We start from the raw sequence: 15991 nt of genomic DNA, 5'->3' as shown, positions 1-15991 counted from the left end.
GCGCTTCCCATACCGCCCAGGACATGGGAATCTAGAGCCATGGGTATCGAGTCCGGAAAGCCGCTGGAAGAAAACGACGACCTACATCATCAGCGCTTCTTGGAAGTCCTTGAGGTCGAAAAGCTGACGCCTGACGGCCGTTCCGCTCAACAAGAGACCTCGGGCGAGACAGCGGAACCCGCCTTCACCGACAGCGAAGATAGTGGGGACGACGACGGCCAATCGGCAATCGAAGTTCGCCGAACGGACGAGAACCGCCCGGATGGAGTTCGCAAACAAGACCTCGACGACGGTGTGCCTCCAGGCCAAAACCTTGAGACCTTCATTGCCGGAGGCGAGACTTCGGCTGAGCTGGAACCACCATCGGATCAGGTCGAGACGGATATCAGTAAGACGACGATCGAGGAGATCGAACCGCCGGAGGAGCTGGAGGCGGACCCGCCGGAAGCCCAATCCATGGCTGGCAAGGTCACCGGAGGGGAACGGCCAGAGGAATTCGATGATGCCGAGGTACCCGACACCAGCCACGACGACTCTGGAAGACCAGCCAGGTTGGAGTTGGGTACCACATCGCACGTGCCCGAACCGGTCGATGAGCTTCCCAACGAATCGTCAGTCGAGTCCGAAGGCTCGGATTCCAACCGCAGCGACGAGTCGCGCGGCTCAATCAAAGAAACTTCGATGGAGAGCGATCCCGGCCAGGAGCGCCGCGTCGAATCCTTTGCGGGGGAGGCTGTTTCTGAATCCGAAACGGAACCCATCGCCGAGAAGAGCGAGGCCCCTGCCAACGAGGCCCCTGGTGAACTAGACGGGGATGTGGAGGAACTCGGCGAGACCGGCGACGAGATCACCGGAGACCCCAAGCAGGCCCCGGAGAAGGATGCCAAGGCCGAACCCAAGCCCGCACCCAAACCAACCAAGAAGGCCAACAAGGAACCCGGGGCGAGCGAGGCGTCAGAAGATACGGTGGAGCAGCCGGGGCAGCCGGCCGAAATGACGGAAACAGAGAAGCTGGAGCAGTTGAAGGTCGCGCTCAAGTGCGGCTTGCAACTGATCTACATCGCCAGAGCCGAGCGCGCCCAAGCTATTGATCTCGATGTCCCGCACACGTTCTTGTCCGAGGGCATAGGGATCGGTGCAGCTTCCAATCCGGTCGTCGGGATCATATGCAGAGGCGTCGAGGTGATTGCCACGTCGGTGGGTGCGGAACCGTTCACGGCCAAGGTTCTCGCTGTGGGGACGAAGTTCTTCCTGGAACCGCTGCTCTCCGATTTCAGGACCCGCATCGACTCGATGCGGTCAGAGGTCTTCCACTTCATCCGGGTCGTCGAAGTCTGCTACCACCACCAAGCGGGAATCGACTTCGCATCGAACCCGGCCGTTGACTCGCTCCTATCGCAGTTGGCCTCGCGCGACATCGAAGCCGCGATCGACCGGTTTGCCGACGCCGTTCGGGACCAACTCAGCCGCTCGAATATCGATGCACCTCCAGACCTGGACGTGCGGCCACAACGGACGGATCATCGTCTGCACTTCGAGCCACCTCGAAGTCCTGAGTGGCCGTCGCAACCGGGCGTTGCAGGTGAGCCGATGGGGCCGCGCAGGAAAGAGGCGGAGGGCACCGGTGAGGGACTGTCCCCTGTCATTCCGTCCGAGGTTGCCGCCCTTCCGCCTGACTTCTTCGAGAAGTTCACCGCAGCCTTCGACGAGTATCTGGGCAGGCCCGAGATCGTCCAAGCTCTGAACGCGAACGAACCGGTTGAGAAGGCAACGGACCAAGGCAACTCCACCGGCCCCGCGGCCGGCGGCACGGCCACCGACAAGCCGAAGCCCAATGAGGCCCCGGAACACCATGAGGGTGCTGAGCGGGTCCAAGGCGGCTGGGGGGACGGTGAGCCGCGCGCGAATCTGGACCTGTCGTTCGGGGACGAAGCAGCGTCATGGTCGCGTCCGCGTGGGCTGGTGACCATCGCTACCGTCGCGGGAGCCGGGCTTGCCTGCGTGCTCGGCTGGCTAGCCTGGCGCTCGCGCCGCAACTAAGCGGAACGACCGTGTCCATATACTCCGATTTGCGGGGCTATGTTGCCATTTTGCACCAAATGATACGAGGCGGCGGACGTGTTGGTCCGCCACCTCCAGTAGGTTGAAGCTTGAGCAATCTCGCTTGGGCACGGCCCGCTGTTTCGCCGCGGCCGGCCATGGGCTCACTCTTGCCCGTGCTGCTTCACCCAGGACAACAAGGCGTAGTAGCTGCTAGACGAGATCGGCAAGATCGGGCGGTCGTCCGGGAGCTTGCTGTCTGAAATCTCTGGAACACCAGCATTTAGACGAACTTCAACACAGTTGTCGTTCTGATTCCCCTGGCTGCGGGAGGACTTGCGCCAAGGGCCGGGGTTACTCATGCCAGAAACTCCTCTGCTGCGATTGACTTCACGGACGCCCGCTTGTAGGCGTCGATGAAGAACTTACCTTGAGTCGAGCCCGCTGCGATCAGGCCGGAACCCCGAGGAGATTCCACCTGCAAGATGCTCTCCTCCCCACCCTCGAACTCCAAGAGCCGCAACGTATAGCCCATGAGGTCATAGCGGCCAACTTTGAACGGGATCACCCGCACATCCGCGAAGGGAAGTGCAACCATCTTTCGGAGATCAGCAAGGATCTCATCCGCTTTAGGCCCCAGGTCGATGGTTAGTGCCGCCTCGTGGATGAGCAACTGGGCAGGTCGCTCTGATGCGATCCAGCGACGCCGTCGTTCCATGCGAAAGCTCGCGTCCTGGTTGCTGTCGACCTCGGCCACACGCACTTCACTCGTGTCAACGATCCGCTCGTAGTACGCCTCACCCTGAATCAATGACGGCAGCGCGAAGCACGAATGAAAGAACAGGTCGGTTGCAGCGTCTTCGCGCTGCTGGTAGAACCAACCCTTGTCATCGGCGACATCACTGTAGACACTGCACCAGTCGTCCGCTTTGGCCGCCTTGACCAGGCGTTTGATCTGCTCGATTCTCCGGTGCTCTGTGCCATAGAAGTCGAGGAGTTCCAGGATCTTTCCCAGGCTCATACCCCGGTAGGTCCCCGACTCGATGCGATCAAGAGTGCGCGCCGAACAGATGTTGCCAGGGATCTCGCTCTTCTTGAAGCCGTTGGGCTTGCGAGACCGAGGCCTGGTGCGTTCGTAGACCATCTGCTGGGCAAGCTCAGTGAGCGGAGGTGAGCTTACGAAGTCGTCACCGTCTGTCATAACGGTTGATTCTATGGTTCCGCGTCCTCCTTCTTCAAGGGGGCTTCCCACGTCCGTATGACTGAAGTCCCCAGAGAAGAATCGCGGAAGAGCAACTGGTGGTGCCCGGAAAGGATCACCTGCCGGGCACCACCAGGATTGTCGAAGGCACCGCGTTCACCCGTTCGCCCGGCCGACACCGCTTGCAGAATCGCGGTAATCTCAGGGCGGGAAAATGCCCAGAACATTCATGTGATTCCTGAATGGGCATTGAAGATGGGGATAACCAGGTGGTGAGCGCATCCGCCGGAGGTATAGCGTGCAACGCCGACCGATCCAGGGCGTACGTTGTTTCCTGCCTAATATAGCCGTTGAAGGAGTCGCATGCAGAACTCTCGAACCTCGGGAGGGTTCGAGATGTTCATCGCCCCGTGGAGCAGTAGCTCCCGCGCGGCCGAATGGCCCAATTCGGCAAGCCGCCCAGTGGCGGGAACCCTGTCGAGCAGGTCGATCGACCGAGCGGTGGTCAGGAACCAGTAGGCCTCGATCATGGTCTCTCGCTTGTAGATCCCGGTGCGCTCAGCGGCAAAATACCGGTCTTCGACCGCGAACGAGCTGTCGGTGACGATCCGGTATAGCGCCGAAGCCGCCCGGTTGACATCCGTGCGTGCCAACCGCTCGGCGGCCATGATCCGCTCGCGCGCACCGAACTCGGGTGAGTCCGCGATCACCTCGTACGCCAGAGCGGCCATGCCCGGATCCCAGACGTGCATCTCGTCTACCGCGAGGATACGGATCTCACTAGGCTGTTCGGCGTCGGTGAACAGGCGCCCGAGCAGATCGACTCCACGCGAGCGATCACGCCGCGCGATGCACGTCGCGATGAGTACCCTCGTCCACGGCTGGGTACCATCGTGAAAGAACTGTGTCTCCAGAGACTTCCGCTCGCGCTCCCAGATCTCAACCGGGGCCAGGAGTGCCGCCTGCATCCGAAACAGCAAGCCGTTGATCGCCCCGTCAGTCCCGGCGTGCAGGCCAATGATGTTGGTGATCGGCGAGCATTCCATGTCACGGCCGAGAATCTGATCGAACCTCGACGCGGCCCCGGGGGGCGGCAGTTCGAGCTGTCGCTGTTGGCGCCGCATCGTTTCGAAACGGCGCCACCACCATCGGGAATGCCGTCCGGTAAGGGCGACCCATGCCTTCTCAACGTACGTGGCCAAACCCCCCATCACCGGCCGAAGATGGGTCTCAACTTGTTGGTGCGCAGTTCGAATCCTCTCCATTACCAGGGTGCCGAGAACCGCGAGCGCAGGTCCAACGACCGGAAGATACTCAATCGCCACCCAACCCACGAGCGTGAGCCCGGGGGCGATGAGCGCGATGATTATGAACGTGATGACCAGTGGGTGGCGACGCCACCACGGCCGTTTGTCCCCATGCGACTCATGGGACATAGGGGTCAACTCCTCTGTTGATTCTTACGCCTCAGTGAGGTCGGTCCACTACGTTCGGCAACCTCTTGCCGGGAATCGTAGCGGCTCAACTCTATGCGGTGGTTTTCCCCCCTGACGCACAACGAGTCCGATAGTCGCCCTTGAAAGCCTTTACAAGACGGATGTCCTGTACGGTGTCATCACGCATATCGATATGATGCAAGCGCATCGGTACTGGTACCGCATGTTTGTTGTTGTCTCGCTTGTGCTTTGATATCCGGACGATGTCGATAATGCACATTTGAGCGAGATCACATTCCGAGTGTCAGTTTTCTGACAACTTCGAACTTCGTGCGTTCATCGAGATCAGGATCACGTTGGAACGCTTGCAGTGTGAGCCGCCCGTCAGATTCGTCGATCTCGCCGAGCCGGACGGCCGCATCCAGGCGAACTGCCCATGTCAGGCTCGGGTCGTACGCCATCGCCTTATAGCAGTGCAGTGCCTGCGACGCATCATGCTGCGTCAGAAGCGCGATCGCCGCGAAGCGCTGGTCGGAGTCGACCTGTGGATCGTTGGCCAAAGTCCACAACGCGCGCGCGGCACGTGCCGGGTTGCTTCGCCCGAGCAGTTCGGCAGCCTCGATGCGAATGTCCGCGTCGAGGGTGGACTCGCCTACGAGGTACGCCAGCAAGGCAGCCGAATCTGCGGATGGCACGCTCTCGGGTTCGCCTTCGGTGTAGGAGATCGCGGCCTTCAGCCGGAGGGCGTCGGGGGTGTCGGAGGACTTGACGATGGACTGGAGGTAGGGCTCCCCGGCCTGCCGTGAGTGCGCGTACAGCAGTTCTGCGGCCGTCAACCGTGTCACGATGGGGGCGTGCTCGTCGTCCGTGACCATGCGATAGGTCCGCGTCGCCAAGATGTGGTCCCGCGGAGCCAGCGCCGCGGCGATCCGCAACCGCACGTCTGGAGCGACCTCAGGATCGGTGGCGAGAGGACGGAGGTCGGCAAGCGTCTCTGCGTCGGCGTCCCGCATCAGCAAAGTGACCATCTCAAGTTGCGTCGGCAACGACAACGTCGACTCGGTCAAGGTTCTCGTGAGCGCTCGACGCCAGTTTCGCGCACGCCATCGGTCGAACAAGGTCGAAGGGGAAGGCAGCGCGGCGACTGGGCCTTGACGGTCGATGCGTCGGGAGACATCCGCAGTGCCGGGCGGCAGGAACCAGGCGAGGATCAGCCACAGTCCCAGGGCGACCGCGGCGCTCAAGGCTGCGTCGAGCCAAGAATCGAGCATCCCGACCAGCGTCACGACCGCCGCCGCGAGAGCGGCTGTCGTCCACAAGACCGCGCGACGGTGGTCGGCGAACCACCTGTGCACGGCCCGAAGGCGGTGCCGCTGCTTCATGGTCTCACCCCGACGTTGGTGGATGCGTGCGTAGCGAGGAGATGACACGCCCGCACATGAGGCCGGTTCGGCTTCGACTGCGTTCGCGCAAGCATATCCATGCGTCTCCACGATGCGACCGGACTAGCTGTCCGTTGCGGCCGATGAGAATCCGGCAGACCGGTCATCATGTTTCTCTCCTTCCCCATGAAGCAGTGCAAGCAAACCGTTTCCGAATGTCCTCAGCAGTTGGCGAGCCACCGGGAGAGCTGCGCGGTGGCAGTCTCCGTGATCGACTTCAACCGATCGAGCAGAGTCGGGTCGGAGTCACTACCGATGCGGCGAGCGCGGGTTCGCTGCGGCGAAGGCGGGTCCGCGCTATGGTCAAGGCCGGATTGTTGCAACATTGTGGCGAGGTGGGCCGCGGTTTCCGGGTCGATCTCGCTCCGGAAACTCGCACTCGCAAGGAGGTCACGCGCGGCATAGGCGTCGCCTATATCTTGAGTGACTTGCCCCATTATGATCGCAATTTCTTTCGAATCTCGGCCGGACATGCGTGTGAGATCGAGTGCGCTCAAGCCGAGTCGGATATGGAACAGACGTTGCTCAGTCGGCAGCTCCAGGCGCGTGACGCGGTCGGTGAGATCCGTGAGAGCGGTCGTGTTCGCACGGCCGCGCGCATGGTCAGCGACTGCCTGGAAGTACCTGGCGAGTGCTTGTTCCCACAGGTCTGTGACCGCCGTGTCGGCAATGAGCGCTTGCGCGGTATCGAATGCGCCCGCCGCCAAGTTGGCGATGATCGCGGTCTGCCGACCGTCGAGGAGGCGGTCACCGATGCCCTTGTGCCGCAAGACGGACCGTTGCGCCTCTGCCCATCGTCCGGCACGAGTGAGCGCTCGAGTGCCGTCGGAGAGGAGTGCAACCCACACGCGCTCGCGCATCTCTTGTCGTCCTGCCCAATCTGCGGCCAAGGAGGCCATGCTGACTCGGTGTTCGTCGATAGCGGTGTCTGTGCCTTCGGTTGCCGCGGTGAAGGTCTGGTCGAGAATTCGGTAGGCGCGGTCTCCGTCCCCGTTGCGGATGGCGAGCCTGGCGAGGTTGATGAGCGGTTCCACGGCCATGCCCGCGCTCCGGTGGTCGAGTGGCGCGTGATCGGAGAAGATCCAGAACTGGCCCCAGCACATCCGCCGTGCGAGTTCGCCTGCGCCGATGTCACTGGCGACGAGTGCGGTCAAGTTAAGCGCGGCAGCGGCTTCGGTGGTGGTGTGCGCCTGTTGCGTCATGGTGGCAAGAGCATCGATGCGCTCGTCGAGGGAAGCGCAGAGCGGTCGTGCCCGCGGTACAAGCGGGAACCACTTCGCAAGCGCTGACGGCAGGTCAGGCATCGGGTTGATTCCTTCCAGAGCGGGCTTGACGGGCTGGTGGTTGGATTCGGGGGCTGGTGAAGACGGCGTCGCGGGCTGCCCTCGCGAGGGTCTGCTGATCGGGGATCGAGAGCCCGATCCGGTTCCAGGCGAACAGGATGTGGTGAGCTAGCACATCCCTGAGTCCTCGCTGGAGTTGGCCTCGGTCGGCCAATCCGCGAAGGGCGATGCCGGCGGTGCGGTACTCGGTGAGCGCTCCGGCGGCCCGGTGGGAGAGGTCGTCGGGGAGACGACGAGCGAAGGTCGCATCGGGGTCGGCGGTGAGCAGGTGCCAGGCGGCTTCGGCGGCCGTGTCGGGGTCGGTGGGGAGGCGCGGGTTGTTGCCGCGGACGGCCGCGATGCGGGCCCAGATGTCGCCGTGCTCGTACCATTCCTGGCCGGCGGCACGGGTCATCGCCGTGCACAACAGTAGGGAGAGTTCCTTTCGCTGGTCGAGGACCGGCCTGCGATGGAGGTGGCCGAGGTACTCGCTGACGAATGCCGAGTCGTGGTTGAAGAAGCGGTGCGCGATGTCCATCGCCTGCGGTCCGCCGAAGGCGGTGCACTCGGGTTCGTAGATCTGGTGGTTGAACTCGGCCAGATACGGTCGGGACTGGAGTCCGGTGAGGATTTCGGTGATGCGGGAACGGGCCTGCTCCGGTTCTATGCCGGGTGCGGGCCGGTAGCGCAGCCGCCACCAGGGAGTCTTGCGGACGAAGAACCAGCCGCCGAGCACGTGGTCCTGCATGCACGACCAGATGGCCGGCCACAGGATCCCGGCGAAGTAGCGTTCGGCGCGGCTGGGATCGGTCAGGCGCACCGCGGCCTGGAGCCAGGTGTCGGCTGTGAGCTGACCGTCCATCAGACAACCGCCTTCGGTGCGATGAGCCCGAGCGCGGCGTCCCAGACGCTCGCGTCGGCGATCCGTGGGCCGGTGCTGAGCAGGGTGAGCCCGAGCCCGGCTTCACCGTCGAGGAATCCGGCCTCCGGCACCGCATTGCTGGTCAGGATCGCTTCGAGGCCGGTGAGCGCCGAGGTGAACCGGTCGTCTCGGGCGTCTTCGGCGACGCGTTGCGTGATGCGGTAGAGCCCGGCGGTCCCGTGGCACAGACCGCCTTCGGCTAGACGCCCCGTCTGCTCAGGGTCGGCAAGACAGCGAACGAAGGCATCCTCGGCGGCGCTCTGCCGGGCGGAGTCGTCAAGGGCGATTGCGGCCAGTTGCAGCGCACGGGCGATCCCGGGGGTGCCGTAGCACCAGCTGGGCCGCCCCGGACCTGGCTGGGAAGCCCGGCCGACGGCGAAGTCGACACGGGTGAGCCATTGGGGCCACCAGCCGGACTCGTCCTGCCAGGTGTCGTAGAACTGGCAGATCCACTCGATCGCCTCACGCTGGCCGGGGACGCGCAGGCCGGCGGCGTAGGCGAAGGCGAGCACGGTCAGGGGTCCGGGGATGCCGTGCGCGGCACCGAGATTGAGGTGCCCGCCGGAGAACTCCGGGGACTGTTTCAGGAAGGGGTCGTGGCCCGACCACCATCCGGGCACCCAAACGCCGTCGATGCTGATCGGCTTGATCAGGGCAACCAGGTAGGCGAGAATCTCACCGGTCAGATCGCTATCGGTCTCGGTCGCGAGCAGATAGGTCCCCAGGCCGCTCAGTCCTGAGAGCTGGCTGTACTCGGCGAAGCCCGTGGGCAAATGCTCGGTGAGGCGTTCGCGAGCGAGTCCGAGCCGCCTCACCGTGATGGCCCGGACCTGTTCGTGCAGTCGGGAGCGAAGTTCGTCATAGCGGGGCGGGGCGTCGGTGGCGTGGAGGACGAACGCGAGGGCGGGGGCGCCGTTAAAGAGGTTGGTCGCGGCGGCGCTGTTGACGTGCGGGTGGGCAACCGCTCGCAGCCAGGCGCGGGCCGTGACATCGTCGCTCAAGCCGAGACGGAGGCGTTCGAAGTGCAGTAGCACCGCGCCGAGGCCGCCCGCGCCGAGCGATTGCGCTGCGACTCCCGGACGGAACCCGCCAGCGTCGGGCGCGGTCAAGCGGTGGGCGAGCCGGTCGGCCGCGGCGACGCCCGCGACACTGGTGCGATTCATGATGAGCCCCTTCGATTGCGGGATTGCCAAGCGAGCGCCGCAGCCCGGGCGAGCTTCAGCGTGGCCTGCTCACTGCCGGGGTCGATGCCGGCCACCCGGATGTGATGGAGGTGCAGCAGCGCGGAAAGGACCGGATCTGCCGGATGCTCGGCCGTGGTAAGGGCGAACCGATATCGTCCGACGACACGCGCCCGTTGCCCCCAGGCGTCAACCACCGCCGAACCCGAAGGCGATGCGGACAGATGCTGTCCGCCTGACGCGTGGGGGTCCAGCAGTTCGGCAAGCCTGGTGTGGGCGGTGCGATCCAGGGGTGGCCCGCTGCGGTCGACGTGTTCTAGGAGCCAGCGCATCCCATGGTCCACGGACCCAGTGAAGGCGATGGTCAAGTCGATGAGGCTTGCCGCGCGAAGCACCAGCCCAAGGCCGGGCGCTGGGGCGGCGTGACGGATCTGGGCGAGAGCGGCGATCGAGTCGACGGTGAAGACCTCCTCGGCGGCGGTCAACGCCGGGCCGGGCCCGTACCGGCCGATCTCGGGGGTGTACGTGTCGAGCTGGAGACCGGCTATCAGCCCTCGCTGTCGCAGCTCCCCGGCCCAAGCTCCAAGCCGCTCAGCGAGAGACCCGTATCCGGTGGCCGCGGTCAGTCGGAAGCGCACGCGCAGATGCGGGAGCGGGTCAAGGTAGCGGATGAACCACCAGTCGAGTCCGGTTTCGGCGGCGAACCGGGCAAGATGCTCGGTCAGCAGCTCATCGGCTCGGGCGGGGTGGACGTGGATCTTGGCGTAGAGCCAGGTCCCGGAACCGGGTAGGTGCTCGTCCTCCGCGGTGGTGAGTCGCGGGGGGCCGGGCGGGCGCAGGCGTTGCGGTGCAGGTGGGGCGGTCGCGGCAAGCGGGAGGGTGATCTCGTGGGCGCGTCCGCCGATCCAGCCGAAGTCGGCGCGGCTCGGGGCTTCGCGTAGGACGACCGTTCGGTGCCGGTCGAGTTCGCGGCGCAGCAAGACCAGGTGCGCCCGGTCTCCGAGGTCGATGCAGATGCGGACGTCGTTCTCGCCCAAGTACAGGCGGCTGGGGAGCTGGTGGTCGTCGCGGAGACTGCCCCATGCCGACGCCCATTCGCTCCATGGACGGTCTTTGCCGGGGAGTTGCTCGGCGTGCAGCCTCCACCGCACGGGCGCGAGAAGGGTGCGGCCCAGCCGCACACTGGGGAGTACCGGGAGCGCCGCCGCGGCGCCCCAGTCGAACTTCGCGTATACCGAAGTGCGAGCGCGCGGCAGTTCGGCCAGGAACCGTTGGAGCGGGTGCATCCGGATGATCGGTTCGACCGCGTTGGGGACCATAGGCTCTACGACCGTCCCGTCAGTGAGATCGACGAGGAAGAGATGTTCGGCATCGGCCGAGACGGCGAGATCGGCGAGGCTGATCAGGTTCGCATCTGGGGGAGGGAATTCGCCGAGTGCCAAGAAGTCGCCGATCGCCTGCGGTACCCGGCTGACGTTCGCGGTCGAGGTGAACAAGGGCGGCGCTGAAACCTGCACCCGCCTCGCGCCGTCCATCGTGGTCGGCAGATGGTCCCACACCTGCTGTATTCGGGCGCGGTCGCCCGGGTCGAGCAGGTGCAGGAACCGGCCCTCGGTCGTGCCGACCGCACGGCCGGCTCCTTCGACGCCGAGCGTGAATTGCCCGGAGGCGACCGCGTCGAGGTCGGTTGCGCGTAGGTGGAAGGCGATGCCGACGTGGGGCGGTGTGGTGACCGCTTCGGCTGCGATCTCGTCAAGGCCGTGCGTGTCCAGCTCGATCTCGCGCTGCTCGTGCCGGATCGCCTCGTGCGCGAGCGCGATCAGCGCCCGGTCTCGGGCGGTGATTGCGGTTGTCGGCGAGGAGAGGAGGGAGTCGCGGAAACCCGCGGGAAAACCGAGTCCTGCGATCGGGTCGACCAGTTCCCCCACCCGCACGACTGCGCCAAGGCCATACCGTTCAAGGAACTGAAGGTGGTAGGCCGCCCACGGCCCGAACCCTCTCGGAAGTGGGGTCAGGCGCAGAAGCGCAGTCGCCGCGCGTTCTGCTTCGGCGACCACCTTCGACGGCAGGGTCACATCCAAGTCCAAGGCGAGGTCGACCGCCAGCGCCGGGCGGTCGCCCTCCCGCCCGAGGACACGGGCGGCTTCGCGCAGTGCCGCGCGCTGCTCGTCGTGCCCAGGGGCCGCACCGACTGCTCGAAGCGCCTGATGCGATTCCTGGAACATAGGTTGCGGCACTGTCTGAGGGGCGTGTCCCAGTCCGTGCGCGATGGACCCGAGTGGGTCGGGTTCGCTCATGGGCGGTTCAAGTCGCGTCAGGAGCACCCCTTGATCGACCAGCGCACGCAGCATCGCCTCGACCGTGGATGCCGACGTACCGGCAAACTCGGTGGTGAGCTTCGCCGCCAGATCAGCGAACCGGATTGGACCGGCGGCAAGTCGCTGCACTGCTGCGGTCGCCGGGGTGTGCCGCAACGTGGCTGCGATCGGGCCGGGCTCGTTGCGTCCGGCCGGGGACAGCACGATCAATCGCCCACCTTGGACCGACGCCAGATTGTTGAACAGAACCGTCAGATCGGCGAGAGGTCCTTGCACGATCGGGGCGGTGAGTCGTCGCAGCCGCAGTGCCTCCGGCCGCGCGACCGCACGGTGCTTCGATCCGATCAATACCTTTGGCGTATCGGCGAGACGAACGGGAGCAATTCCGGCGAAGAGACCGAACGGTGTCGCGCGCGATTCGAAACGCAGGTCGTAGCGCAAGAGAGCGAACGCGACCCGTCGTATCTGCTCAGGGTCTACCACAACGCCGGTGAGAATCGCTTCGATCCGCTCCGCGAGCGCCGGCGAGGCAACTTCGACTGCCGCAGCGAAACCGACGTCGCGCCAAGCCAGTCTGATCCACTCGCGCTGAGCCCGAGCAGCATCGGCGTCGGCTCGTTCGGGCGAGGGCAGGGACGGCAGAGTTGCGGCGGTCGCGCGGGCGGTCGCGCGGACCAATCCGGCGTCGACGGCACGGAACATGGTGATCCTCCAGAAGTGTGACGGGGGCCGGTACCGACCGTGCAGGTCGGTACCGGCGCCGCGGATTATCCGCAGCTGTTGCAGGCGCTCTCGCAGGTCTGCCCGCATCCGTCGGAGGTGTCGTAGAGGATCCGTCCGAGGTCAGGTCCCGACTCCACGAACTGGATGTCCAACTCGAACGCGTCGTCGGGTTCGGTCTCGGTGAGCTGCTGGGTCTGGGTACTCATGTCACTCCCTGTTGTCGGTTTACGGATTACTGCACCTGGCCCGCTCGACCGGTGGTCGAGGGCCAGGAGACGGTGACGCGGTTGTGTCGCTTCTCGACGACCAGACCTTGCGGCAGGTCGCCGTCCAGTGCGGTCTTCGGGTGGACCTCGAAATGGGGCCGGTTCCCGCGGCGCTGGTCGCGGCCCCAACTGCGGGTGTGCCGCACGATCCGGTCAGCAAGCTCGATGGCGTTAGGGCCGTGGGCGAACGCGCCGAACTCGTATTCGGTGCGCGCCTCATCGACCGGGCGCAGCGTCAGGTAGGCGAGCGAGTCACGGTCCCAGATCGCGGCCATACCCCATCGCCGCGACAACGTCACCAGACCTGAATCCCAGCCGGCGTCGGTGGCGGTGAGGTACCCGAACGCGGAAGCGACGGTGGCGAGCCACATGTCCAGGTCGTCCCACGGTTCCATCCCACCGACCCGCACTCCCGACCACGCTTCGATCCGGGGCTGCGTGAGGGCCTGGCGCAGCGGTCCGGCTTCGACCGGCTGGCGGTCGTCGACCCGCAGCGCGATGTCCTCGCCGTGGAGGGCGACCATGCGCTCGCGGTTCTCCCCGACTCCCTGCATCGGCACGAACCCGCATAGCTCGAACTCAGTGCAGGTCAGGTGTCCCCCTTCGCGTTCGAACACGAAGGATCGCTCCAGTCCGCGGATGCGCAGTGGGAGGACCAGGCGCCCGTCCTCGGCGAGTTGATCGACCCACGCCGGGGGGATGTCGGGGGCGCTGACGGTGACCAAGATGCGGTCGAACGGCCCGTACTCCGGAGCACCGAACTCGCCGTCGCCGCGCACGACGGTGACCACGTCCCCATAGCCCGCGTCGGTCAGGCCCTGATCGGCGCGCGCGATGACGTCGGGATCGATGTCTAGCGTGACCACCGAGCCGGTGGGGCCCACGAGTTCGGCGATCAGCGCCGCGTTGTAGCCGCCGCTACCGATCTCCAGCACTCGCATTCCCCGCCGGAGCTGCGCCTGCTGAAGCATCATCGCCTGGAGCCACGGTGCCGAGACCGAACTGATCGGCACTCCGTCGGCGTCGTACAGCATGATCGCGACCGCGTTGGCGTAGCCCTCCTCCAAGCTCAGGCCCGGCGTGAACAAGTGCCGAGGGACCGCACGCACTGCGTCCAGGATCGTCTCGTCGACCGACTGGCCGATGTCACCGCGGTTCTTGACGATCGCTTCAGCCAGTTCACGGCGCAGCCGCCCCGCGGTAGCTTCCTCATCGGTCATCGTGGATTCGCTGCTCACATTTTCCTCCTGTTGCTGGTGTTCTTCGGTTGGTGTCGAATGCCCGCGCACGCCGAGACTTCATGGCCGCCTACTGCCATCTCGTCCTCGGGGCACACCGCTCGACCAGGTCGGCAGGGACTTCCTCCTGTCTCACCCCCCGTTCACCGCGACCACCCTGCAGACAAGGCAGTGGCGATCGGCGCAGGGTTGAACGAGATGCGCTGCACCGCAGTCCATTCAGTGAGCGAACCGGCAGAGATCGACACCAACAGCTCCGCGAGGTCGAATCGTGCGCGGAAACCGCTCAGAAGGACAAGAGCGCGTTTCAGCGCCGCAGGGCCACAGTGGTGCGCGATGGTTACGTGCGCATGGAAGGGATAGGTCGGTCGAACGGTGACGGGGCCCGATCCCAGCCCTGCCGCCAGCCCGGCGCACTCGTCCGCCCCAGATGTGAGCCGTGCGTAGACCACATCGGAGTCCGGGAGGAAGGTCTCGACGCCGTCGAGCTCGACCGTGATCGGTGCCCATGCGGCCGCGACAGACCGGGCATGGCGGACAAGCCCCGGCAGTTGCGCGGGGCGAACCCAGGTGGGCGGAAGGACGGTGACGTGGGCGGGGACGACCTCGCCGAGCGGGTCGCCCAAGGCGCATCGGACTGAACCGAGCAGTGCCCGCCACGGGTCGGGAACCGGTAGAGCGATCCCGACAAGGATCTGCTCAGCCATGCCCTGACTCCTCCTCGATCCAGGCCGCTACCTTGGCCGCGACCTCGGCGGGCAGAACCAGACGCACCGGGCCCTCAGGGGCCGCCAGGCGCAGCTCGACTGCATCGGGCATTGTCCTCGTCCTGCCTGGGATGAGCCTCCTGTCGGTCAGTACCGTCAGGCTCTGGTGGATCACGAACGGTGGCAACGGCAGCGGGCCGAGATGGTGCCAGCGCAACTTGTCGCCGACCACTGCGACCATGCCGAGTCGAAACCGACTCCTTGGCGTCTCCAGGAATCCGGTGCTCGACAGCGCCGAGCGCTGCGCGATAAGTGCGGTGTGGGCCGCGCTGGTCGCCACCGCGGCGAGGAGCCCGGCCGCGGCACCCAACAGGGCCGGAACAAAATGCGGTCCGACGCGCGCCTTCTCAAGTTGCAGCACTGTCCAGCCCTTCGCTCCCAGATTGAAGACTGCGGCGCCGTCGCTTGTCCTCAGCACGCCAGCGCCGGATCGCACACCGGCGGATGATCGTCCGTGCCCGTGTGTCCCCGAACAGGCCGGTCCAGGCAGAGTGGAGCCGGAATTGAGTGGTCGTGCCATCGAGATGGGCGTCCCGGAGTCGGCCCACGAGCAGTGGCACCCGGTCCGCTGTGGTCACGACGACCCGCGCTTGGTCGAGGTCACACGCGAACGCCAGTTCAACTCCACGGAGCGTCATCGTCGTTGACAAGTCCTCGGTTTCGGGCGGTGCCGTAGCCAATCCGAGCCGGAACGAGGAGTACAGGGCAACGGATTCATCGGACAAGACTTCTTCGAGTTCCCCGAGTAGGTCGGCAAAGTCCTCGGTGAACCCGCACCTGACACTGCCCGTGTGCCAGTCGATCAGCGCTACCGGCTCGGGCGGCCAGACAGCCGTGGTGACACCGACCATCGAATCGCCGAGATACGCGGTCATGCGCAGCGTGGTGCCCTCATCAAGGCGCAGCACCACCGATGGGCAGACCAGTTCGTCGCCTCGCTTCACGCTCCCTCCACCCGCGCCACACCCACGGCCCGGCCAGGAGCCTGACCGAGGCGGACCGCCAACAAATCATCTTGAGCGCCTTGATCTTGGACGCTGCTGAGCTCACTGGATACGATATTCGCAACCACGGAAGTCCTAACCTTTCGTGTGCCAGCGGCCCCACGCCAGGACTGACTCTCGCCAAAGATCCC

General features: G+C 65.3%; 14 protein-coding genes. 1 reads left to right on the top strand and 13 read right to left on the bottom strand.

What is annotated here, in order from left to right; all coding sequences use genetic code 11:
- The first annotated feature begins 39 nt into the window (after positions 1–39).
- The gene (locus tag IF12_RS0109245; RefSeq protein WP_133884203.1) at positions 40–2040 is read left to right on the top strand and encodes a hypothetical protein; all 2001 of its coding nucleotides are present in this window, start codon (positions 40–42) and stop codon (positions 2038–2040) included.
- A 164-nt stretch (positions 2041–2204) separates the two neighbouring features.
- On the opposite strand, the gene IF12_RS24855 is transcribed toward IF12_RS0109245, so the two are convergent.
- The 13 genes from IF12_RS24855 to IF12_RS26120 all read right to left on the bottom strand — a co-directional run bounded on the left by IF12_RS24855 (position 2205) and on the right by IF12_RS26120 (position 15800).
- Positions 2205–2402 carry a DUF397 domain-containing protein gene (locus IF12_RS24855; RefSeq protein WP_081913433.1) on the bottom strand — a complete coding sequence of 66 codons (198 nt, stop codon included), beginning with the start codon at positions 2400–2402 and terminating at the stop codon, positions 2205–2207.
- The gene (locus IF12_RS0109240; RefSeq protein WP_030157228.1) at positions 2399–3241 is read right to left on the bottom strand and encodes a Scr1 family TA system antitoxin-like transcriptional regulator; all 843 of its coding nucleotides are present in this window, start codon (positions 3239–3241) and stop codon (positions 2399–2401) included. The genes IF12_RS24855 and IF12_RS0109240 overlap by 4 nt, the downstream gene beginning before the upstream one ends.
- A gap of 338 nt (positions 3242–3579) precedes the next feature.
- Positions 3580–4677 carry a hypothetical protein gene (locus IF12_RS0109235; protein WP_030157226.1) on the bottom strand — a complete coding sequence of 366 codons (1098 nt, stop codon included), beginning with the start codon at positions 4675–4677 and terminating at the stop codon, positions 3580–3582.
- 290 nt (positions 4678–4967) lie between these two features.
- The gene (locus IF12_RS0109230) at positions 4968–6059 is read right to left on the bottom strand and encodes a hypothetical protein (protein ID WP_133884202.1); all 1092 of its coding nucleotides are present in this window, start codon (positions 6057–6059) and stop codon (positions 4968–4970) included.
- A gap of 221 nt (positions 6060–6280) precedes the next feature.
- On the bottom strand, positions 6281–7423 hold the full coding sequence (locus IF12_RS0109225; protein WP_133884201.1) for a hypothetical protein: 1143 nt from the start codon (positions 7421–7423) through the stop codon (positions 6281–6283).
- Entirely contained in the window at positions 7416–8303 is an 888-nt protein-coding gene (locus IF12_RS0109220) for a thiopeptide-type bacteriocin biosynthesis protein (RefSeq protein WP_051704176.1), read from the bottom strand. The genes IF12_RS0109225 and IF12_RS0109220 overlap by 8 nt, the downstream gene beginning before the upstream one ends.
- The gene (locus IF12_RS0109215) at positions 8303–9556 is read right to left on the bottom strand and encodes a lanthionine synthetase C family protein (RefSeq protein WP_133884200.1); all 1254 of its coding nucleotides are present in this window, start codon (positions 9554–9556) and stop codon (positions 8303–8305) included. The genes IF12_RS0109220 and IF12_RS0109215 overlap by 1 nt, the downstream gene beginning before the upstream one ends.
- On the bottom strand, positions 9523–12564 hold the full coding sequence (locus IF12_RS0109210; RefSeq protein WP_051704175.1) for a lantibiotic dehydratase: 3042 nt from the start codon (positions 12562–12564) through the stop codon (positions 9523–9525). Before IF12_RS0109210 ends, IF12_RS0109215 begins: the two co-directional genes overlap by 34 nt.
- Before the next feature lie 65 nt (positions 12565–12629).
- Positions 12630–12791, bottom strand: coding sequence for an FxLD family lanthipeptide (locus IF12_RS24850; protein WP_081913431.1), 162 nt, complete (start codon positions 12789–12791; stop codon positions 12630–12632).
- A gap of 26 nt (positions 12792–12817) precedes the next feature.
- Positions 12818–14089 (bottom strand): methyltransferase, FxLD system, encoded by a 1272-nt coding sequence (gene fxlM, locus IF12_RS0109200; protein ID WP_197034664.1) that lies wholly within the window; start codon positions 14087–14089, stop codon positions 12818–12820.
- A 143-nt stretch (positions 14090–14232) separates the two neighbouring features.
- Complete coding sequence (locus IF12_RS0109195) at positions 14233–14796, bottom strand: 2'-5' RNA ligase family protein (RefSeq protein ID WP_051704174.1); 564 nt, start codon at positions 14794–14796, stop codon at positions 14233–14235.
- Positions 14789–15217, bottom strand: coding sequence for a DUF2550 family protein (locus tag IF12_RS0109190; RefSeq protein ID WP_030157205.1), 429 nt, complete (start codon positions 15215–15217; stop codon positions 14789–14791). Before IF12_RS0109190 ends, IF12_RS0109195 begins: the two co-directional genes overlap by 8 nt.
- On the bottom strand, positions 15204–15800 hold the full coding sequence (locus tag IF12_RS26120; protein ID WP_166659570.1) for a hypothetical protein: 597 nt from the start codon (positions 15798–15800) through the stop codon (positions 15204–15206). Before IF12_RS26120 ends, IF12_RS0109190 begins: the two co-directional genes overlap by 14 nt.
- Positions 15801–15991: the final 191 nt, after the last annotated feature.

Origin of the sequence: Glycomyces sp. NRRL B-16210 (genome assembly GCF_000719515.1) — a bacterium.
GTDB lineage: Bacteria > Actinomycetota > Actinomycetes > Mycobacteriales > Micromonosporaceae > Glycomyces.
The sequence above is the reverse complement of the archived record's forward strand: the minus strand, read 5'-3'. Positions and strand labels throughout refer to the sequence as shown.

What these genes read in the sequence shown, in the direction of transcription:
- IF12_RS0109245 (WP_133884203.1), top strand. Translation starts at nt 40, where the DNA reads ATGGGTATCGAGTCCGGAAAGCCGCTGGAAGAAAACGACGACCTACAT.
- IF12_RS24855 (WP_081913433.1), bottom strand. Translation starts at nt 2,402, where the DNA reads ATGAGTAACCCCGGCCCTTGGCGCAAGTCCTCCCGCAGCCAGGGGAAT.
- IF12_RS0109240 (WP_030157228.1), bottom strand. Translation starts at nt 3,241, where the DNA reads ATGACAGACGGTGACGACTTCGTAAGCTCACCTCCGCTCACTGAGCTT.
- IF12_RS0109235 (WP_030157226.1), bottom strand. Translation starts at nt 4,677, where the DNA reads ATGTCCCATGAGTCGCATGGGGACAAACGGCCGTGGTGGCGTCGCCAC.
- IF12_RS0109230 (WP_133884202.1), bottom strand. Translation starts at nt 6,059, where the DNA reads ATGAAGCAGCGGCACCGCCTTCGGGCCGTGCACAGGTGGTTCGCCGAC.
- IF12_RS0109225 (WP_133884201.1), bottom strand. Translation starts at nt 7,423, where the DNA reads ATGCCTGACCTGCCGTCAGCGCTTGCGAAGTGGTTCCCGCTTGTACCG.
- IF12_RS0109220 (WP_051704176.1), bottom strand. Translation starts at nt 8,303, where the DNA reads ATGGACGGTCAGCTCACAGCCGACACCTGGCTCCAGGCCGCGGTGCGC.
- IF12_RS0109210 (WP_051704175.1), bottom strand. Translation starts at nt 12,564, where the DNA reads ATGTTCCGTGCCGTCGACGCCGGATTGGTCCGCGCGACCGCCCGCGCG.
- IF12_RS24850 (WP_081913431.1), bottom strand. Translation starts at nt 12,791, where the DNA reads ATGAGTACCCAGACCCAGCAGCTCACCGAGACCGAACCCGACGACGCG.
- IF12_RS0109195 (WP_051704174.1), bottom strand. Translation starts at nt 14,796, where the DNA reads ATGGCTGAGCAGATCCTTGTCGGGATCGCTCTACCGGTTCCCGACCCG.